The sequence below is a fragment of the Halobacillus sp. ABD4_316 genome (assembly GCF_056161385.1).
Genome location: NZ_JBSWZA010000001.1, coordinates 1,022,222 through 1,038,984 on the forward strand (window position 1 = coordinate 1,022,222; position 16,763 = coordinate 1,038,984).

Consider the following 16,763-nt stretch of genomic DNA (forward strand, 5'->3'; position numbering starts at 1 on the left):
CGTTAATATTAACACTGAAGGGTAGGGTGGGCAACCGTCGCCCCTTCCCCTTCTTATTCATTAAAAAAGTCAAAGTCAAGAAGATCCTGACTTTGACTTTTTTCTACGCTATCTTACTTCTTGTCGTCTTCATTGACTTCTTCATAGTCAGCATCTACGACATCTTCCTCGGCTCCGCCGGCCTGTTCACCCTGCTGGGCTTCTGCCTGCGCCTGAGCCTGCTCGTAAAGCTTAACGGAAAGTGCCTGAACCTGCTCTTGAAGGGCATCTTTCTTTTCCCTGATGGCATCAAGGTCTTCGCCTTCAAGGGCTGTTTGAAGTTCTTCCTTAGCTGTTTCTGCTTTTTGCTTTTCCTCTTCACTGACCTGATCACCAAGATCCTTGATGGTCTTGTCTGTTGTGAAGATCAGCTGATCAGCTTCGTTTCGAAGTTCAACAGCTTCACGTTTCTTCTTGTCTTCTTCCGCATTTTCTTCTGCCTGACGAACCATGTCTTCGACTTCGTCATCAGAAAGACCGGAAGAAGATTTGATTGTAATGGACTGCTCTTTGTTTGTACCAAGATCTTTAGCACGAACATTCACAATACCGTTAGCATCAATATCGAAGGATACTTCGATTTGTGGAACACCGCGTGGTGCCGGTGGAATATCCGTCAATTGGAAGCGTCCAAGTGTTTTGTTGTCCTGAGCCATTTCGCGCTCCCCTTGAAGGACGTGAATGTCTACAGCTGTCTGGTTATCTGCTGCTGTAGAGAACGTCTGGGAGTGGCTGGTAGGAATCGTTGTGTTCCGTTCAATCAGCTTCGTTGTTACGCCGCCCATTGTTTCAATACCCAGGGAAAGTGGAGTAACGTCAAGAAGAACAACATCTTTTACATCTCCTTGAAGGACACCACCCTGAATGGAGGCACCAAGTGCTACAACTTCGTCAGGGTTTACACCTTTGGAAGGATCCTGGCCGATTTCACGCTTGATGGCTTCCTGTACGGCTGGAATACGTGTAGAACCACCAACAAGAATAACTTTGTGGATGTCCCCTGCACTCATGCCGGCATCTTTAAGAGCCTGACGAGTCGGCTTCATGGAACGCTCAACAAGATCAGAAGCAAGCTCTTCAAATTTCGCACGAGTCAAGTTCATTTCAAGGTGAAGCGGTCCTGCTTCTCCTGCTGTGATGAACGGAAGGGAAATTTGCGTCTGCGCTACGCCGGAAAGATCTTTCTTCGCTTTTTCAGCTGCGTCTTTCAAGCGCTGTTTCGCCATTTTGTCCTGGGACAAGTCAATGCCGTTTTCTTTCTTGAATTCAGCTACCATGTGGTCGATAATGACTTGGTCGAAGTCGTCTCCGCCAAGACGGTTGTCACCAGCTGTGGAAACTACTTCAAATGTACCGTCACCGATGTCAAGGATGGATACGTCAAACGTACCGCCGCCAAGGTCATAAACAAGAATTGTCTGATCCTGGTCTTCCTTGTCAATGCCGTAGGCCAGTGCTGCAGCAGTCGGCTCGTTGATGATACGCTCTACCTGAAGACCAGCGATCTTACCAGCATCTTTTGTTGCCTGACGCTCCGCATCGTTAAAGTAGGCTGGAACTGTGATCACCGCTTTATCAACGGTTTCTCCAAGATAGTCTTCAGCATAGTTCTTGATGTATTGAAGGATGATTGCAGAAACCTCTTGAGGTGTGTATTCTTTTCCTTCAACTTCCACCTTATAGTCTGTACCCATGTGACGCTTGATGGAAAGAAGTGTGTTCGGGTTTGTAATGGCCTGACGCTTCGCTACTTCCCCTACCTGACGTTCTCCATTTTTGAATGCCACTGCGGATGGCGTCGTGCGGTTACCTTCAGGGTTAGGGATAACTTTCGCTTCCCCACCTTCCATCACTGCTACACAAGAGTTCGTTGTACCTAAGTCAATACCTATGATTTTACCCATGGTTGAATGTCCTCCTTTACGTACTCATCTACCTGTTTTTTATTGGTTTACTTTTACCATTGACGGGCGGATAACCCGGTCATTCAATCGATAGCCCTTCTGGAGCTCTTCCACTACGATATTGGATCCGTAGTTTTCATCCTCTACCTGCATCACTGCCTGGTGAAGGTGTGGATCAAACTCCTCGCCCTGTGCAGGGATGACTTCAACGCCTTCTTTCTCAAGAGCGGATTTGAATTGGTCGTAGACCATCTTCATACCGTTGGCAAGATTTTTGGCGGCGTCACTGTCGACCTCCACCTGAAGGGCTCTATCGAAGTTATCTAAAGCTGGAATCAGCTCTTCAATAAGACTTTGAGATCGATATTTCCGATCCGCCTCTTTTTCTTTCTGTGTACGACGGCGGAAATTATCATAGTCTGCCTGCAGACGAATCAGCCGGTTGTTCAGCTCCTCTTTTTCCTGACGGAGCTGCTCTGTTTCCCCTTGAGACTCTTCGGTTTCTTCTACTACTTCACCTTGAACCTCTTCCGGTTCCTGCTGTTCATCTTTTTCATCAATGATTTCCTGTTTGTTCTCTTCCATGACTTCCACCTCCTACTATCCATTACACCGTTAATGAATATAACATGAATCTATATCCTAAAAAAGCATCACACAAAAAGATGCGGTGGGAAATCCCGCCCATCCTCCTTCTGCCGTCCGCAGGGTCAATACCAGCCCCGGAACGTATTGGTCATATGCTTGGATAGTACATTCATCAATGAAAACATCCGGTTGTACTCCATGCGCGTCGGACCTAATAAAGCGATGGTCCCCATCTGATCGTTGCCAAGATGATAGGTGGCCGTTATCAGGCTGCAGTTCTGCATGGAATCGAATGGATTCTCCTGACCTATTCTGACTTGAATGCCTTCCTGACCGGAACGCAGCAGATCAGCCATTTCATTTTCCTGTTCAATCGTAGCATAAAGCGACCGGACCTTTTCCAGATCCCTGAATTCCGGCTGCATGAGAATGTTTGTCTTACCACCGATGTAAAGCTTCGTCGGGTGGTCTTCCACAAGAGCGGCTCTTAAATAAGCGAACGCTTCTTCATGGTGCTCTGTATGGTGTCTTAACAAGGCGTTAATTTCCGTATAGAGCTTCTCGTGCAGCTTGACAAGGGGAACCCCCTGCAGACGCTGGTTCAGGATGTTGACCATCTTCTCAAGGTCTGTGCCTTTCATTTCCACAGGTACATTAAAAGCCCTGTGCTCCACATGCCCGGTGTCTGTAACAAGGATGGCAATCGCAGAATGATCAGAGAGTGGAACGATTTGGAGCTGCTTCAGCTTCGTTTCAAAAACTTCCGGCCCAAGAATAATGGAGGTGTAGTTGGTCATTTCAGACAGAATCCCCGCCGATTTTTGAACCACTCTTTCAAACTCCATCATTTTTTCGTTAAAGGCATCTCTGATCGTAACGATTTCCTGCTGGGACAACCGCAATGGAGAAAGCAGATGGTCGACATAAAAGCGGTAGCCTTTTTCAGAAGGCACCCTTCCGGATGAGGAATGGGTCTTTTCAATAAACCCCTGATCCTCAAGGTCGGCCATTTCGTTACGTATCGTAGCGGAGCTGAACGTTACAGCTTCTTTCTTCGCTATGGTACGCGATCCTACCGGCTGAGCGGTCAGAATGAAATCATCAATAATCACTTGCAAAATCAGCAATTGTCTATCTGTTAACATCGATGATCACCTCTGTTAGCACTCGTTTAAAGTGAGTGCTAAATCTAATAATAAATTATCAAAAGGGTTCGGTGATGTCAACGGAAAACCATCAATTTTTCATTCGTCCAGAAGGAATTCCTGGAACACTTCATTCCCAAGGATTCTTCCCCGTGGTGTAAGCTGGATAAACCCGTTGTTTTCCTGAATCAGCTGCCTGTTTTTCAATGTCCCGAGTGCGTCACCGAAAATATAATCCATCGGCTTCTGGTATTTTTCGTAGAAACGCTCTATGGATACACCCTGCGTTTTTCTCAAACCAAGGAACATCTCTTCTTCCATTTCTTCCTTGGTTGTGATGGGTTCTTCGTGAAGAATCGGCTTTCCGTCTTCTCCCGCCTTTTTTACATAGGCTGGAAGCGGGCGGATATTAATTGTTCGTTTTCCAGGCATATAGCCATGGGCTCCGGCCCCGATTCCGTAGTAATACTCGTTATTCCAGTATGTCAGATTGTGTCTGCTTTCAAACCCAGGAAGGGCGAAGTTGCTGATCTCATACTGATGGGCTCCGGCGGCAGACAGTTTACGCTGCAGCAGTTCATACATCTCGGCCTCATCCTCTTCCGGTGCTTTTGTCAGTTTCCCTTTTTTATAACGTTGATAAAAAATCGTTTTCGGTTCAATCTGCAGTGAATAGGACGAATAGTGAGGCAGACCGAACTGGACCGCTTCATCGACCGTTTTTTCGAAGTCTTCCACCGTCTGGCCGGGAAGAGCATACATTAAATCAATGCTTATATTGGTAAGGCCCGCCTGTACGAGACGGTCAATATTCGTATAGACGTCCTTGACTTTGTGTACGCGTCCGATTTTTTCCAACATTTCATCATCAAAAACCTGGACACCGAGAGAGATCCGATCCACTCCATACGCTTTCAGCAGACGTACCTTCTCCACGTCAAGGTCCCCCGGGTTCGCTTCGAATGTATATTCTTCGCACGAGGCGGTATCAAAGTGATCATCAATCATCTTCAGCAGCTTTTCCAACTGCTTATGATTGACGGCTGTAGGCGTTCCTCCACCTACAAAGATCGTGCGCACGCGGGCTTTCTCCCCCGGGATGTACGTGTGAATTTCTTTCTCCAATGCTTCTAGATATTCATCAGCCAGCCGTTCATTGTAAAAGAACTTCGTAAAGTCGCAGTAATGGCAGATCTGCTGACAGAATGGAATGTGTATATAAGCGGATGGGATATTCATGGATGTTTCCACCTTTCATAAGGAAAACCGCAAGAGAATAGTCTCCTGCGGTCTTTATAGTAAGTCTGTTCGTTTAGTCTTCGTTCAAATCAAGCACAGACATGAAGGCTTCCTGCGGGACTTCCACAGAGCCTACCATCTTCATGCGCTTCTTCCCTTCCTTCTGCTTCTCAAGCAGTTTACGCTTACGGGAGATATCTCCTCCGTAACATTTGGAAAGGACGTTTTTACGCATCGCCTTGATCGTCGTACGGGCGATGATTTTGTTTCCGATTGCAGCCTGGACCGGAACCTCAAACTGCTGTCTCGGAATGAGTTCTTTTAACTTATCTGCAATCAGCTTTCCACGCTCGTAGGCAAAATCTCTGTGCACGATGAAGGAAAGCGCGTCAATGGTGTCTCCGTTCAGAAGGATATCCATTTTCACAAGGTTGGAAACACGGTAGCCGATGAGTTCATAATCAAAGGACGCATATCCTTTCGTCTGGGACTTCAAGGAATCGAAGAAGTCGTAGACAATTTCAGACAATGGAATTTCATACACGATGTTGACACGGTTGTCGTCAAGATACTGCATATCCATGAAGTTTCCACGCTTGCGCTGACAGATCTCCATAACCGGACCGACATAATCATTCGGAACCATTATTGTAGCTCTGACAAAAGGCTCCTGCACCTCATCCAATGTCTGGTTATCAGGCATCATGGATGGGTTATCGACATTCATTTCAGAACCGTCTGTCGTCGTAACCTTATAAATCACGCTCGGAGCCGTTGTAATGAGGTCGATTTTATATTCGCGTTCGATCCGTTCCTGGATGATTTCCATGTGCAGCATTCCGAGGAATCCACAGCGGAAACCAAACCCAAGCGCCTGGGAGGTCTCTGCTTCGAACTGCAGGGAGGAATCGTTCAGTTCGAGACGCTCCAGGGCATCACGAAGATCGTTATATTTACTGGCGTCCACCGGATACATCCCACAGAATACCATCGGATTCATACGCTTGTAGCCCGGCAGCGGTTCAGCTGCGGGGTTGGAGGCCAGAGTAATCGTGTCACCCACACGGCTGTCTCCGATGTTTTTAATGGAGGCGGTCAAGTAACCGACATCACCGACTGTCAGTTCTTTTTTATGAGTCGGAGTCGGACGGAAGACACCGAGTTCATTCACTTCAAACTCTTTGCCTGTTGCCATCATTTTTATTTTGTCGCCCATTTTAATAGAGCCCTCGCGGACACAGACATAGGCAACGACACCGCGGTAGGAATCATAAAGGGAATCAAAGATCAACGCTTTCGTCGGATCTTTGACCCCGCCCTCCGGTGCAGGAATGTCGGTCACGATACGCTCCAGGATTTCATCAATGCCGACGCCCTCTTTAGCTGAAGCAAGGATCGCATCGGATGCATCAATACCGATCACGTCTTCGATTTCCTGTTTAATCCGATCAGGATCCGCACCAGGAAGGTCGATTTTGTTAATGACCGGGATGATCTCCAAATCGTTTTCCAACGCCAGATACACGTTCGCCAGTGTCTGGGCTTCGATTCCCTGTGCAGCGTCGACGACGAGGATCGCCCCTTCGCAGGCAGCAAGACTTCGGGAAACCTCATATGTAAAATCGACGTGGCCCGGTGTATCAATCAGGTGAAACGTATAATCCAAACCGTCATTCGCTTCATAATTCAATTGAACGGCGTTCAGTTTAATCGTAATCCCGCGCTCACGTTCCAGATCCATAGCATCAAGGAACTGCTCTTTCATTTCACGCTGGGTTAAGGCTTTTGTTTTTTCTAGGATACGGTCCGCCAATGTCGATTTCCCGTGGTCGATATGGGCAATAATCGAAAAGTTCCGGACCCTCTCCTGTTTGTTTTGTGCTGTCAACTTAAATCACTCCTACTGAATTCGACACAAATATCTAGTTTGATTATAGCAGTAACCCCCGGATTATTCAATGGCATAGAAAAGCAGGACGTGTCATCCTGCCTGTATGATTTCCGAAGCCACGACGATCATAACGTTGAACGTGACCGCCACTCCTTCCCCGATCCCTGCAGCGAGACGGGTAATCCAAGGGACGTCTTCTTCTTGAAAAGATGGGTGGCAGTCTTTTTCATCCGAGGGAATTTGTTTTGGTGTTTGGGAGGAAGTCTGCTCGCTTGCTGCTTTTTCCTCCTCCACACGTTCCTGATGAACAGGCACGGCCTCATCAAACGTTTCATTGTTCTTCTCAATGCCATACAAAGCGCCGGCAATAAAGACGCCGAACAGGATGATCAGACCGGCCAGTCCCTTCATGATCGTCCCTCCTTATGGTTCTGTCGTTACTTTTTGTTCGTCAAAGTAATAATCACTGAACACTTCAGCCATGATATCCGCTGAACGGTACAATTCATCCAGATTATTATAAACACCACCGAACTCAATAAGTATGGCATTGGGATTGATATCCTGATTGTAGACGCCATCGACGCCTGATCCTTTTTTCGTAATGACTCCGCGGCTGATGCCCGGATACGTTTCCTCCAGCTTGTTATGAAGGGTGGTTGCAAAGGCCAGGTTCTTCTCATAACCAGGATGCTCCGCACCGATGACAAAAGCGAAACGGGCGTAATCCTTTCCATCGATCGTTGTCGTTGTGTGCTCCCTTCCAAGACTGTCCCTGTGAAGATCGAAGAAGTAGGTCAACGAACCGTTGGAGCTTACTGCCTCCTCCACAACCGGACGGACAGCATCATAGGACTGGTAGTACTCCATACCATTCTCACTACGGAGAGCGGCTACATCTGTTTTATCCACCACCGTCCCAACCCCTCTTCTTTCCAGACTCTGTCCTAAGCGGTCGCCCACAAGGGTTATATTCACTTTCCCATCGTACACGGTCGTTTCGTCTGGAAGATGAGGATAAAAGGATTCCGTGTTGTGCGTATGGTAAATATAGACAGAGTCTTCGCCAGCCGGTTCAGCTTCCTGATCTGTACCAGAATCCTGCTGTTCCTCGATGTCCCCTTCTTCTCCACGATCCTCTACTTCAAGCGGTGGCTCTGATTCAATCGGCAGTGTAGAAAAGTCCGTCCCCTGCCCGGCAATAATAATCTGACTGTTGTAGGAAGATAACCCGGGAATCTCTCTGCCAAGCAGGCTTCGCGGGTCATTGGGAGTCAGACTTGTCAGCAATTGAAAAGAGAGGGAGGTGAGACCAGGGATCCGGTTTCCCTCTGGATGTGCATCCTTAAACACACGGTTTTCCATTTCAAACAGATAGATGAAGGATCCGCCTTTCAACTTCGCCGTCCACTCCTGTATCGTATCGGAATACAGCCGGTAGGTCGTTTTCGCACCGGTAAGTACACCGATACCAATGAATAATAGAATCAGGATCGTGACACTCAGAACCACCCACCGGGTCCCGCGCTTTACTATATTTTTGTCCGCCTTTTTCCACTTGTCCGGGTAACGGGACATAAAAAATCCTCCTCTCATACACATCTAGTAAATGGTATGAGAAAGAGGAATTTCATAGAACCGGTCTCTATCATTTTTTCTATTTCAGTATGACTCCAGCCGGCCGTCTTCTACTCCGGAGTGAAGCGCGCCGTTGATACCGGCAGCAATGACACAGGCCATATCCTTGATAAAACTGTCGACTTCTTTCGGAGTGACCATCAAATTGTGACCAAGAGGAGTCAGGACTTCCTTGATCAACTGCTTTTTCTCGTTTGCCTCAAGCTGACCGAACATGCCCATCACCGCCTGGCTTTGTTCGTCGTCAGGATGATCTTCTTCTGTCAGTGTTTTTCTCTCAAATGGATTGAGGGCCGGTGACAATGCGTTGGAGGGACGGTCTTTTTCCCTCCATTCACGTCCAAAGTGCTTGAGAACATAGTCAATCGTATCACTCGTAATGGTAACGGCATCCACAACTGTGGGGACACCTATAGAGATGACAGGAATGCCGTACGTTTCCCGGCTGATTTCCTTTCGTTTGTTTCCGACACCGGATCCTGGATGAATGCCTGTATCCGACAATTGAATGGTCGCATTAATCCGGTTGATGGATCTCGAGGCCAGGGCGTCAATAACGAGGACAAAATCAGGCTTGATCTCCTCGATAATCCCATGGACCATATCACTCGTCTCTATCCCTGTGACCCCCATGACCCCCGGTGTAACGGCAGATACCGGGCGCCACCCCTCCGCAACGGTTTCTGGGTGCAGTTCAAACAGATGACTGGTCACATAGACATCTTCGGTCACAAGCGGCCCAAGGGCATCCGGAGTTACATTATGATTTCCGAGCCCGACAATCAGACCTCTGTCCATATCTTTGATGCCGCACGCTCCCATTAATTTTCTCAATTGAACCGACATCGTTTCTGCCAGGTTTTCCTGGAGTTCCTTATCCTGTTTGCGGATGGCCAGGGATTCCAACGTCACATAGTGCCCTGGTTTTTTACCAATTCTTTCTGCCCCCGCTTCATCTACGGTCACATACGTAATGGTAATATCATTTTTCTTATTTTCATGAACTTCCACCCCGTCGCTGTCTGAGGATGACGGATCATCCTTAACATTCATTTCCTGCGCTTCAAGCGCCAGATCCGTGCGGATGGAGTAGTGTAATCGTTCTTCCATATCGTCAGCCTCCTTATTCAAATGTTCTCCCAAGCAGAAGAAATCTATGCAGATGATCGGATAAGGAATGAGATAAGTATTGAAAACACCTCGCTGCTCTGGTAGAATGTCTCTTGTTCGATATGAATGAGTCTTTTGTTTTTACCTAGGAGGTGAAACCATGCCTAACATTAAATCAGCGAAAAAACGTGTACGTGTAAACGATGATGCCCGCGCTCTTAACGCAGCATTCAAATCTGACATGCGTACGGCGGTTAAACGTGTAGAAAAGCTTGTTGAAGCTAAAGATGTAGAAAACGCGAAAGAAGTGCTTCCTACAGCTGTTAAGAAAATTGACAAAGCTGTTCAACGCGGCGCCCTGCCTCAAAACACAGGAAACCGTAAAAAATCCCGCCTAACTAAATTAGTTAACGCACTATAATTAAATCGTAATTTATGACCAACAGACGATCCTTCTATTGAATGGGTCGTTTTTACATGAAGGAAGCCCCCCGGCCTGCTGCCGGAGGGCTTCTTTGTTTTATATCGTCGCTTTTTCATCAGCCGCCTGCTGTTTAATGTGGATCAACCGGTACAGGAGCATTTCAAAAGCGAGCGCTTTTTCCATTTTCCCCTGCTTCAGATTATAATCCGTCTCCGCAAGTTCATTCATGATTTGGTTCAGTTCCTGGTTCGTGAAAAACCGCTCTCTTTTCAATGCCATTTTTATGACGTAGGGATGTGCTTTAATATACGTTTTCATCTGGTTCTGGGCATAACCCTTTTGTTTAAGCACTTTCGCTTGATTGATGATGCGGAACTGGGAGGAAAGAAGGGCTGTCAGCGCAATCGGCTCTTCGTTGACTTTCTCAAGATCCTTATAAATCCGGATCGCTCTTCCAAGGTCCCTTTCCATCACAGCATCGACGAGTTTGAGTCCGGATGCTTCCGCACTGTGCGAAAGGAGCTGCTCTGCTACTTCTTTCGTAACAACGCCGCCTTCCCCTACATAAAGGGCAAGCTTTTCCATTTCATTCCTCAAAGCCATCAGGTTCGCGCCAATTTCCTGTGTGAACAATTCATAAATATCCTCCGGCACGGTAATATGTAAATCCCGCGCGAGACTTGAAATCCACTTATCCATATTCCATTCTTTCACAGGCTCACAGTGGATGACCTCGCCATGTTTTTTCAATTCCTTGAAAAGCTTTTTCCGTTCGTCCAGTTTTTCATACGGAGCGATGAGGATCAGTGTCGTGTATTCTGCTGGATTTTGTATATACTTCAGCAGCCTATCCACATCATGCTCAAAGGAGAGCTTGTCCGGTTTCGCCTTTAAGAAGACAGGACTGGCAGCGATCACCACTTTCCCATCCCCAAGAAACGGAAAGGTTTCCGCATCTGTGACAACATCCTCGACAGGGATTTCCTCCAGGTCGTACTGGGATACATTAAATTCGCGGTCTTCTTTCTTTAACGCCTGCTTAATGATTTTATCTTTATTCTCTTGTATCAGATACGGCTCTACTCCATATAGTAAGTACACCTGTGATTGATTCAGCTTGGCCATACAGTGGTTGTCCTTTCTTATAAAAAAAGAATACGGCACCCTCCTGAGAGGGAGCTCAGTGTCACTATTTTATTGTCCTTTTCAAGATCTGTCAAAAAGTGACGTGAGCATGCCGTATGAACCATCTATATAAACGCCATTTCAAAAGCCCCGGGTGCTTTTGAAGAGGACGATGTTGTTCGTCTCTTGCGTTTAGTTTGACCGCCTGGGGAAGAATTATCTGTGACAAGTCTTGCTAGCTGTGGCAAACGTATGAATCCAGGATAATTTTAGAAATCCTTTTCACACCATGTAGATTTTTGGCTGTAAATGGACTATACTTAGTAATTGATATAGGAGGGGTATTATGAACGAGTTCAAGAATGATATTCAATCCAAAACGAATGATGTCATTGATTCCGGATTGGGATTTGTCTTCTCATTTGTCTTCTTCTTCATTATTTTCGCAATCGGGGTTGTATTTTCTGTGGTCGGTCAATAATGGTGCAATTCCGGAAGGCTGCTTATGAAGCAGTCTTTTTTTATTTTCTGCTTGCATTATACGGAAGAAAAGTAGAAAACGTTCCATCATCTCCATAAAAATTATAGGTGACAGCCCCGGATTGATCTGTCCGGAGAATGACCGCCTCCTGATCCATCAGTCTTTTCAGTACTTCTTCGTGCGGGTGACCGTAACGATTATCGACGCCTGCAGATATCCATACCACGTCAGCATCCACCCGCTCCAGCCATTCCTCACTTGAAGATGTGTTACTGCCGTGGTGAGCTGCCTTCAAGACATCGGCACGAACAGCCATAGACCCTTGAAGCAGCTGTTTCTCAACGGGGGCTGAGATATCTCCAGCGAACATCCACTTCTTCCCACCAAGATCGAAATCCACCACGAGGGAATTGTCATTCGCATCTCCCTTGTTTTCTGCCGGATGCCGGACACGCATTTCAAGACCGCCGCCCTTCAACAGGTCTCCTGCCTCCACCCTTAGCTGCTCCACCCCTTTATACTGGACAGGATTAAATGGTGACGTCACCAGACGATTCACATTATGGTGTTGGAGCAGGTATGGAACACTTCCATCATGATCACTATCCTCATGAGTAATGAGAAGGGTATCAACCGTATGGATGCCTCTGGATTTCAAGAAAGGGACAATAATGGTTTCCGCCGTCTCGGCCTTATCTTCCATGAAAACAGGTGGCCCCGCAGCATCAATCATCCATACACCTTTCCTGTAAGGCAGTTCAATGATAAAGCTGTCCCCCTGACCAACATCGAGCATTGTCACAGTCCCTTTCGATGACAAGTAAGGAAGGGAAGCATAAACCATAAGCACACCCACACACGCAGCGCCGAACAAAAGAGTCTTCCCATGTTGTTCTCTGCACCAATGAAGCATCATCCTGACAAACAAGACCATAAACACAAGGATCGCTGAAACAGCCAGTTCCCCAATGACCCAGGGAAAGTCCAGCAAACCTCCCACTTCCATAACTGTTGAAAGGACACGCTGGTGAAGATCAGAAAATATCGAGGAAAACCTATAAGTGACAGAACCAGGAAAAATGAGCACAGCAAGAAACAAAAGGAAGGACACCGGAATGACGAAGAAGGAAAAATAGGGGACCACCGCCACATTTACGAAAAGGGACAGGGGTTGAAATTCGTAAAAATAGTGGATTTGAAGAGGGAGGATGGCCAGCAGACAGATGAGACTGATGATCATCGTCTGCTGCCAAAGACCAGATGCCTTCTTCAACACAGGTGCAGAAAGGATAAGGCTGAAGGTGACAAGGAAGGAAAATTGAAAGCCCACCTGATGCAGGTAATCAGGATTCCAAACGAGCAGGAAACCTGCTGTCCAGGCAATGACATCCGACAATGGGATCCGGCGGTTAAACATCGAAGTGACAAGGACGATGAGGGCCATAGCACAAGCCCGGATGACCGATGGCGCGGCGCCGGCGAGGATTGTATATGATGGGAGAAAGAAGATCAGAAAGATGCGGGCCTGCCTTTTTGTTGCCAGGCCGGACCGGTAAAGAGAGACATAGACTCCTCCGGCCAGCAGTCCGGCGTGCAGTCCTGAAATAGCGAGGATATGAGAAAGGTTATACGCTTGAAACCACTTGATGATATCTTCGGGGACAGCATCTTTCTCTCCAAAGACCAGCGCTTTGACCCAACTGTACGATTCAGGATCCAACTGACGCTGGACCTTTTTCAGAAGATGCGTCCGCCATTCATACAGATAACTGAACCGGGACCTTCCCTCGCACGCTGTATCTGAGTGATCCTGCACCACCATCTCCGCAAGGACACCCTGCGTGTACATATACGCCGCATAATCAAATGCACCCGGGTTCCGGGCAGAATCAAACGGGCCTGTCACACCGGAAACCGTGCAGACAGATCCATGGTGGAACACAGGTACCTGCTCATCAAGATCACTTTTCAAAATACGGACCTGCCTTTTGATGCCGTCTGCATCTTTCATAAGGAACTGCACAGCATAGGAGGTTTCCTTCACTTCTGAATCAATAACACCGGTCCATGATTCACTGCTTTCTTTTTGTGTCAGAGGAGACTGAGGGGCAAGGTAGATAAAACCAGCAGCGAGGAGCATACAAAGGAGAAGAAATTGATGGAGATGGGTGCGGTAACCGAAAAGGACAACGGATATCAAAACCGCAAACACATAAACGGCATCCTCTTCCAGGGAGGCCAGAACCCCGCCCGATGCAAAAGCAAGGACGGGGAGGTGCCACCGGCCGGTACAGGCGTTCATTTTTCGTGAAGGGAGAAGTAATGGCCGGCTAATTCCCTTAACTGTTCCACTTCAGGATCCCGGGACTCTTCCAGTTTCTCAATAAGCCGGCCGACAAGGTCCCGCTGCTCCGTCTGCATGGGAGGAATTTCCAGTGGCACCTTTTTCATCCGGACACCGGCCTGTTGGAAAAGCTCGACAGCATATGGATCATTTTTATAATCCTCCCCATAATAAACCGCTCTAATTCCCGCCTGTATTAATGCCTTCGTACAGTGAACGCAGGGAAAGTGAGTAACATAGACCTCCGCCCCGTCTGCAGCTACGCCAAATTTTGAACACTGAAGCAGTGCATTCATTTCAGCATGAATCGTCCGGACACAATGGCCGCCTACGACATAGCATCCTTCATCAATACAATGCACTCCGCCGCTCACACTCCCGTTATAACCGCCGGCTATCATACGCTTATCCCGGACAATGACAGCTCCTACGGCAAGCCTCTGACAGGTGCTTCTGGATTTCAACAGGTAACTCTGTGCCATAAAATATTGGTTCCACGTGATTCGTTCCATCTATGTATCCCCCTGTTTTTTCATTAAGTTTACTTGCTGTATGTCCTGCCGTCAACGTTATGGAACAGCGATATATTCCTTCAGCTGGTCTAATGTTTTCTCTCCGATTCCGGGTACATCGAGCAGTTCCTCGACAGATCCAAACGGACCATGCTCTTCCCTGTATTTGATGATACTTTCGGCTTTTGACGGCCCGATGCCGTTCAATGTCTGGATTTCCTCCATAGAAGCCTGATTCACCCTTATTCTGGCCGTATCCATACTTGATGACTGGGAAGTGTCTTCCCCCTCTGCAGCCGCCTCTGTCACGAGCACAACCATTTCATCCTGCAGGACCTGGGCGAGGTTGACGCTCCGAGGGTCAGCCTCCTTCGTCATTCCCCCTGCCTTCGCGATGACATCATCCACCCTTGCCCCACCCTTCATGGAGTAAACGCCCGGACGTAAGACCTCTCCTTTTACGTCGACCACAATTTCATCACTGGAAACCTCCCCTTCAGCCATGACCTGGACCTGCTCTTCTTCAGTAACAACCGTGTTTTCGACATCTGCATCCGGCTGTACCTGCCTGTAAACGAGTACAAGCAGAAGAACAACCATTCCTATCCATCCGTATCGTTTGATCATGAATCGTCCGCCCTTCTTTCATAAAACTTTACTCTCGGAATACTATTGTATAGGTAACCATTAAGGGAGGGATTCCAATGAGATGGGGAATCATCGGAACCGGAAATATGGGGAGCATGCTTACAACATCACTGATCAAAAGCGGAGCCGTGCGCAGCGATCAATTAACGATTTACAATAGAACAAAAACAAAGGCGGAAGCGTTAAAAGAAGAATTGGGGTCAATTACTGTCGCCGATACGATTCTGGAAACGCAGCAGAACAGCGATATCCTTTTCATTTGTGTGAAACCGCATCACTATAAGGAGATACTCGACCAACTGAAAGGAAAGTGGAAAAAAGATCAATGTCTTGTTTCCATCACCTCTCCGATCGCTGTGGACCAGCTTGAGAAAGCTGTGCCCTGTGAAGTCGCCCGGGTGGTGCCGTCCATAACGAACCACGCTCTTGCCGGCGTCAGCTTAATGACTTTCGGAGAAAAAACGAGTGAAACCTACCAATCGGCCCTTCATAAGGCCTTCTCTCACATATCGACTCCGGTGGAAATTGAAGAAGAATATATCCGGGCAGCCTCTGACATCGTATCCTGCGGCCCGGCATTCATCAGTTTTCTGCTGAGTCAATGGATCAAAGCGGCCGGAGATGTCGCCGGCATGCCAAAGGAAAAGGCTGCGGTCTTAACAGAAAATATGATGACAGGACTTGGAGAACTGCTTTCAAGGCGGGTTATGACATTGGAAGAACTCATGGAGAAAGTGACTGTCAAAGGCGGGGTGACCGGCGAGGGCCTTCAGGCTCTGGAGGATCATATCGGGCCATTATTCCAGAAGATGTTCGAAGCCACACAGAGGAAACATCAGGAGGATAAAAAACACATTCACTTGTAATTTTATTATTCGACATTACTTGACGAATTCCTGCCGGATAGGATAAAAAAAGAGTCCGATTTTCCAATCGGACTCTTCCCTATTTTGTACAAGCAATCAACCAGCGGTCTCCTTCAGCACCGGGTTCTGTACTAAAGTCTGCATAGACTCCCCGGAAGCTGAAGCCGGCGGCCTCCAGCCACGCTTTAAGATCGTGAAGCTCAAACCCCTGTTGGTAATGAACCTCATCAAATCGGTGATAACTGGAACCTTCCTCGATAAAGAAGGTCAAGTCGTGAACGATGCTGTAGTCCTTTTCACCGGGATCACAAAACCATACATAGGACAAATCATCATACACCTCTGCGAAGGTGGAACCACTCAGGTCCCTCTGAATATGCTCTATAGAGTGAACGTCAAATAAAAACAGCCCGCCCTTTTCCAGAGAAGTATAAATACTGGTGAACGCTGCTTTTACCTGCCCTGGTTCCTGCAGATAGTTAAAAACATCACAATAACTGATGACCGCATCAAAAGCCATAGGAAGTTCAAGCTCGGTCATATCCTGTTTCAACCATTGGATGGAGGAACGGGGATTTTTCTGCTGGGCGACAGCAAGCATCTCCTCCGACAAGTCCACACCTGTCATTTGAAATCCTTCCTGATCCAGTCTATGAGTGATCTCACCTGTCCCGCAGCCGACATCAAGAATCCTGCTCCCAGTCACATTGTGGTGCTGCATTTGATTTCTGGTGAATGTCACCCAGCTGCTGTATGGAGCGTCTTCCATCAGACGATCGTACACCCGTGCCATGTCCTTGTAACTCATA

Annotated in this window: 16 protein-coding genes; 3 read left to right on the top strand and 13 right to left on the bottom strand. The window is 47.5% G+C overall.

The window, feature by feature from the left end:
* Window positions 1-113: 113 nt before the first annotated feature.
* The 8 genes from dnaK to gpr form a co-directional block, all read right to left on the bottom strand.
* Window positions 114-1,943: a molecular chaperone DnaK gene (dnaK, locus tag ACXAJH_RS05555; protein ID WP_474993280.1), complete on the bottom strand. Its 1,830-nt coding sequence runs from the start codon at window positions 1,941-1,943 to the stop codon at window positions 114-116.
* A 39-nt stretch (window positions 1,944-1,982) separates the two neighbouring features.
* A complete protein-coding gene (gene grpE / locus ACXAJH_RS05560; protein ID WP_474971220.1) occupies window positions 1,983-2,528 on the bottom strand; it encodes a nucleotide exchange factor GrpE in 546 nt (181 codons plus the stop codon).
* Between the two features lie 125 nt (window positions 2,529-2,653).
* Window positions 2,654-3,676: a heat-inducible transcriptional repressor HrcA gene (gene hrcA, locus ACXAJH_RS05565; RefSeq protein ID WP_474971219.1), complete on the bottom strand. Its 1,023-nt coding sequence runs from the start codon at window positions 3,674-3,676 to the stop codon at window positions 2,654-2,656.
* Between the two features lie 99 nt (window positions 3,677-3,775).
* Window positions 3,776-4,915, bottom strand: a complete 1,140-nt coding sequence (gene hemW / locus ACXAJH_RS05570) for a radical SAM family heme chaperone HemW (protein ID WP_474993282.1) — start codon at window positions 4,913-4,915, stop codon at window positions 3,776-3,778.
* Window positions 4,916-4,988: 73 nt separating this feature from the next.
* Window positions 4,989-6,803 (bottom strand): translation elongation factor 4, encoded by a 1,815-nt coding sequence (lepA, locus tag ACXAJH_RS05575; RefSeq protein WP_474969035.1) that lies wholly within the window; start codon window positions 6,801-6,803, stop codon window positions 4,989-4,991.
* Window positions 6,804-6,896: 93 nt separating this feature from the next.
* Window positions 6,897-7,217, bottom strand: coding sequence for a hypothetical protein (locus tag ACXAJH_RS05580; RefSeq protein WP_474993284.1), 321 nt, complete (start codon window positions 7,215-7,217; stop codon window positions 6,897-6,899).
* 12 nt (window positions 7,218-7,229) lie between these two features.
* Entirely contained in the window at window positions 7,230-8,384 is a 1,155-nt protein-coding gene (spoIIP, locus tag ACXAJH_RS05585) for a stage II sporulation protein P (RefSeq protein WP_474969037.1), read from the bottom strand.
* A gap of 84 nt (window positions 8,385-8,468) precedes the next feature.
* Window positions 8,469-9,554, bottom strand: coding sequence for a GPR endopeptidase (gene gpr / locus ACXAJH_RS05590; protein ID WP_474969038.1), 1,086 nt, complete (start codon window positions 9,552-9,554; stop codon window positions 8,469-8,471).
* 160 nt (window positions 9,555-9,714) lie between these two features.
* Here gpr and rpsT point away from each other — a divergent pair, with 160 nt between their 5' ends.
* Complete coding sequence (gene rpsT, locus ACXAJH_RS05595) at window positions 9,715-9,975, top strand: 30S ribosomal protein S20 (protein ID WP_027955339.1); 261 nt, start codon at window positions 9,715-9,717, stop codon at window positions 9,973-9,975.
* A 99-nt stretch (window positions 9,976-10,074) separates the two neighbouring features.
* Here the strand turns inward: rpsT and holA are convergent, their stop codons facing one another.
* Entirely contained in the window at window positions 10,075-11,103 is a 1,029-nt protein-coding gene (gene holA / locus ACXAJH_RS05600; RefSeq protein ID WP_474993285.1) for a DNA polymerase III subunit delta, read from the bottom strand.
* Window positions 11,104-11,449: 346 nt separating this feature from the next.
* On the opposite strand from holA, the gene ACXAJH_RS05605 reads away from it, so the two are divergent.
* Entirely contained in the window at window positions 11,450-11,584 is a 135-nt protein-coding gene (locus tag ACXAJH_RS05605; protein ID WP_027955338.1) for a YqzM family protein, read from the top strand.
* 40 nt (window positions 11,585-11,624) lie between these two features.
* Here the strand turns inward: ACXAJH_RS05605 and ACXAJH_RS05610 are convergent, their stop codons facing one another.
* The 3 genes from ACXAJH_RS05610 to ACXAJH_RS05620 form a co-directional block, all read right to left on the bottom strand.
* The gene (locus ACXAJH_RS05610) at window positions 11,625-13,796 is read right to left on the bottom strand and encodes a DNA internalization-related competence protein ComEC/Rec2 (RefSeq protein WP_474993286.1); all 2,172 of its coding nucleotides are present in this window, start codon (window positions 13,794-13,796) and stop codon (window positions 11,625-11,627) included.
* A gap of 86 nt (window positions 13,797-13,882) precedes the next feature.
* On the bottom strand, window positions 13,883-14,440 hold the full coding sequence (locus tag ACXAJH_RS05615) for a ComE operon protein 2 (RefSeq protein ID WP_474969041.1): 558 nt from the start codon (window positions 14,438-14,440) through the stop codon (window positions 13,883-13,885).
* A gap of 57 nt (window positions 14,441-14,497) precedes the next feature.
* Window positions 14,498-15,067: a helix-hairpin-helix domain-containing protein gene (locus tag ACXAJH_RS05620; protein ID WP_474969042.1), complete on the bottom strand. Its 570-nt coding sequence runs from the start codon at window positions 15,065-15,067 to the stop codon at window positions 14,498-14,500.
* Between the two features lie 77 nt (window positions 15,068-15,144).
* On the opposite strand from ACXAJH_RS05620, the gene comER reads away from it, so the two are divergent.
* Window positions 15,145-15,954, top strand: coding sequence for a late competence protein ComER (comER, locus tag ACXAJH_RS05625; RefSeq protein ID WP_474969043.1), 810 nt, complete (start codon window positions 15,145-15,147; stop codon window positions 15,952-15,954).
* Window positions 15,955-16,033: 79 nt separating this feature from the next.
* Here the strand turns inward: comER and ACXAJH_RS05630 are convergent, their stop codons facing one another.
* Window positions 16,034-16,762, bottom strand: a complete 729-nt coding sequence (locus ACXAJH_RS05630; RefSeq protein ID WP_474969044.1) for a class I SAM-dependent DNA methyltransferase — start codon at window positions 16,760-16,762, stop codon at window positions 16,034-16,036.
* Window position 16,763: the final 1 nt, after the last annotated feature.

Excerpts from the sequence above, each read along its gene's own strand:
- dnaK (WP_474993280.1), bottom strand. The coding sequence starts at position 1,943 with ATGGGTAAAATCATAGGTATTGACTTAGGTACAACGAACTCTTGTGTA.
- grpE (WP_474971220.1), bottom strand. The coding sequence starts at position 2,528 with ATGGAAGAGAACAAACAGGAAATCATTGATGAAAAAGATGAACAGCAG.
- hrcA (WP_474971219.1), bottom strand. The coding sequence starts at position 3,676 with ATGTTAACAGATAGACAATTGCTGATTTTGCAAGTGATTATTGATGAT.
- hemW (WP_474993282.1), bottom strand. The coding sequence starts at position 4,915 with ATGAATATCCCATCCGCTTATATACACATTCCATTCTGTCAGCAGATC.
- ACXAJH_RS05580 (WP_474993284.1), bottom strand. The coding sequence starts at position 7,217 with ATGAAGGGACTGGCCGGTCTGATCATCCTGTTCGGCGTCTTTATTGCC.
- spoIIP (WP_474969037.1), bottom strand. The coding sequence starts at position 8,384 with ATGTCCCGTTACCCGGACAAGTGGAAAAAGGCGGACAAAAATATAGTA.
- gpr (WP_474969038.1), bottom strand. The coding sequence starts at position 9,554 with ATGGAAGAACGATTACACTACTCCATCCGCACGGATCTGGCGCTTGAA.
- rpsT (WP_027955339.1), top strand. The coding sequence starts at position 9,715 with ATGCCTAACATTAAATCAGCGAAAAAACGTGTACGTGTAAACGATGAT.
- holA (WP_474993285.1), bottom strand. The coding sequence starts at position 11,103 with ATGGCCAAGCTGAATCAATCACAGGTGTACTTACTATATGGAGTAGAG.
- ACXAJH_RS05605 (WP_027955338.1), top strand. The coding sequence starts at position 11,450 with ATGAACGAGTTCAAGAATGATATTCAATCCAAAACGAATGATGTCATT.
- ACXAJH_RS05615 (WP_474969041.1), bottom strand. The coding sequence starts at position 14,440 with ATGGAACGAATCACGTGGAACCAATATTTTATGGCACAGAGTTACCTG.
- ACXAJH_RS05620 (WP_474969042.1), bottom strand. The coding sequence starts at position 15,067 with ATGATCAAACGATACGGATGGATAGGAATGGTTGTTCTTCTGCTTGTA.
- comER (WP_474969043.1), top strand. The coding sequence starts at position 15,145 with ATGAGATGGGGAATCATCGGAACCGGAAATATGGGGAGCATGCTTACA.
- ACXAJH_RS05630 (WP_474969044.1), bottom strand. The coding sequence starts at position 16,762 with ATGAGTTACAAGGACATGGCACGGGTGTACGATCGTCTGATGGAAGAC.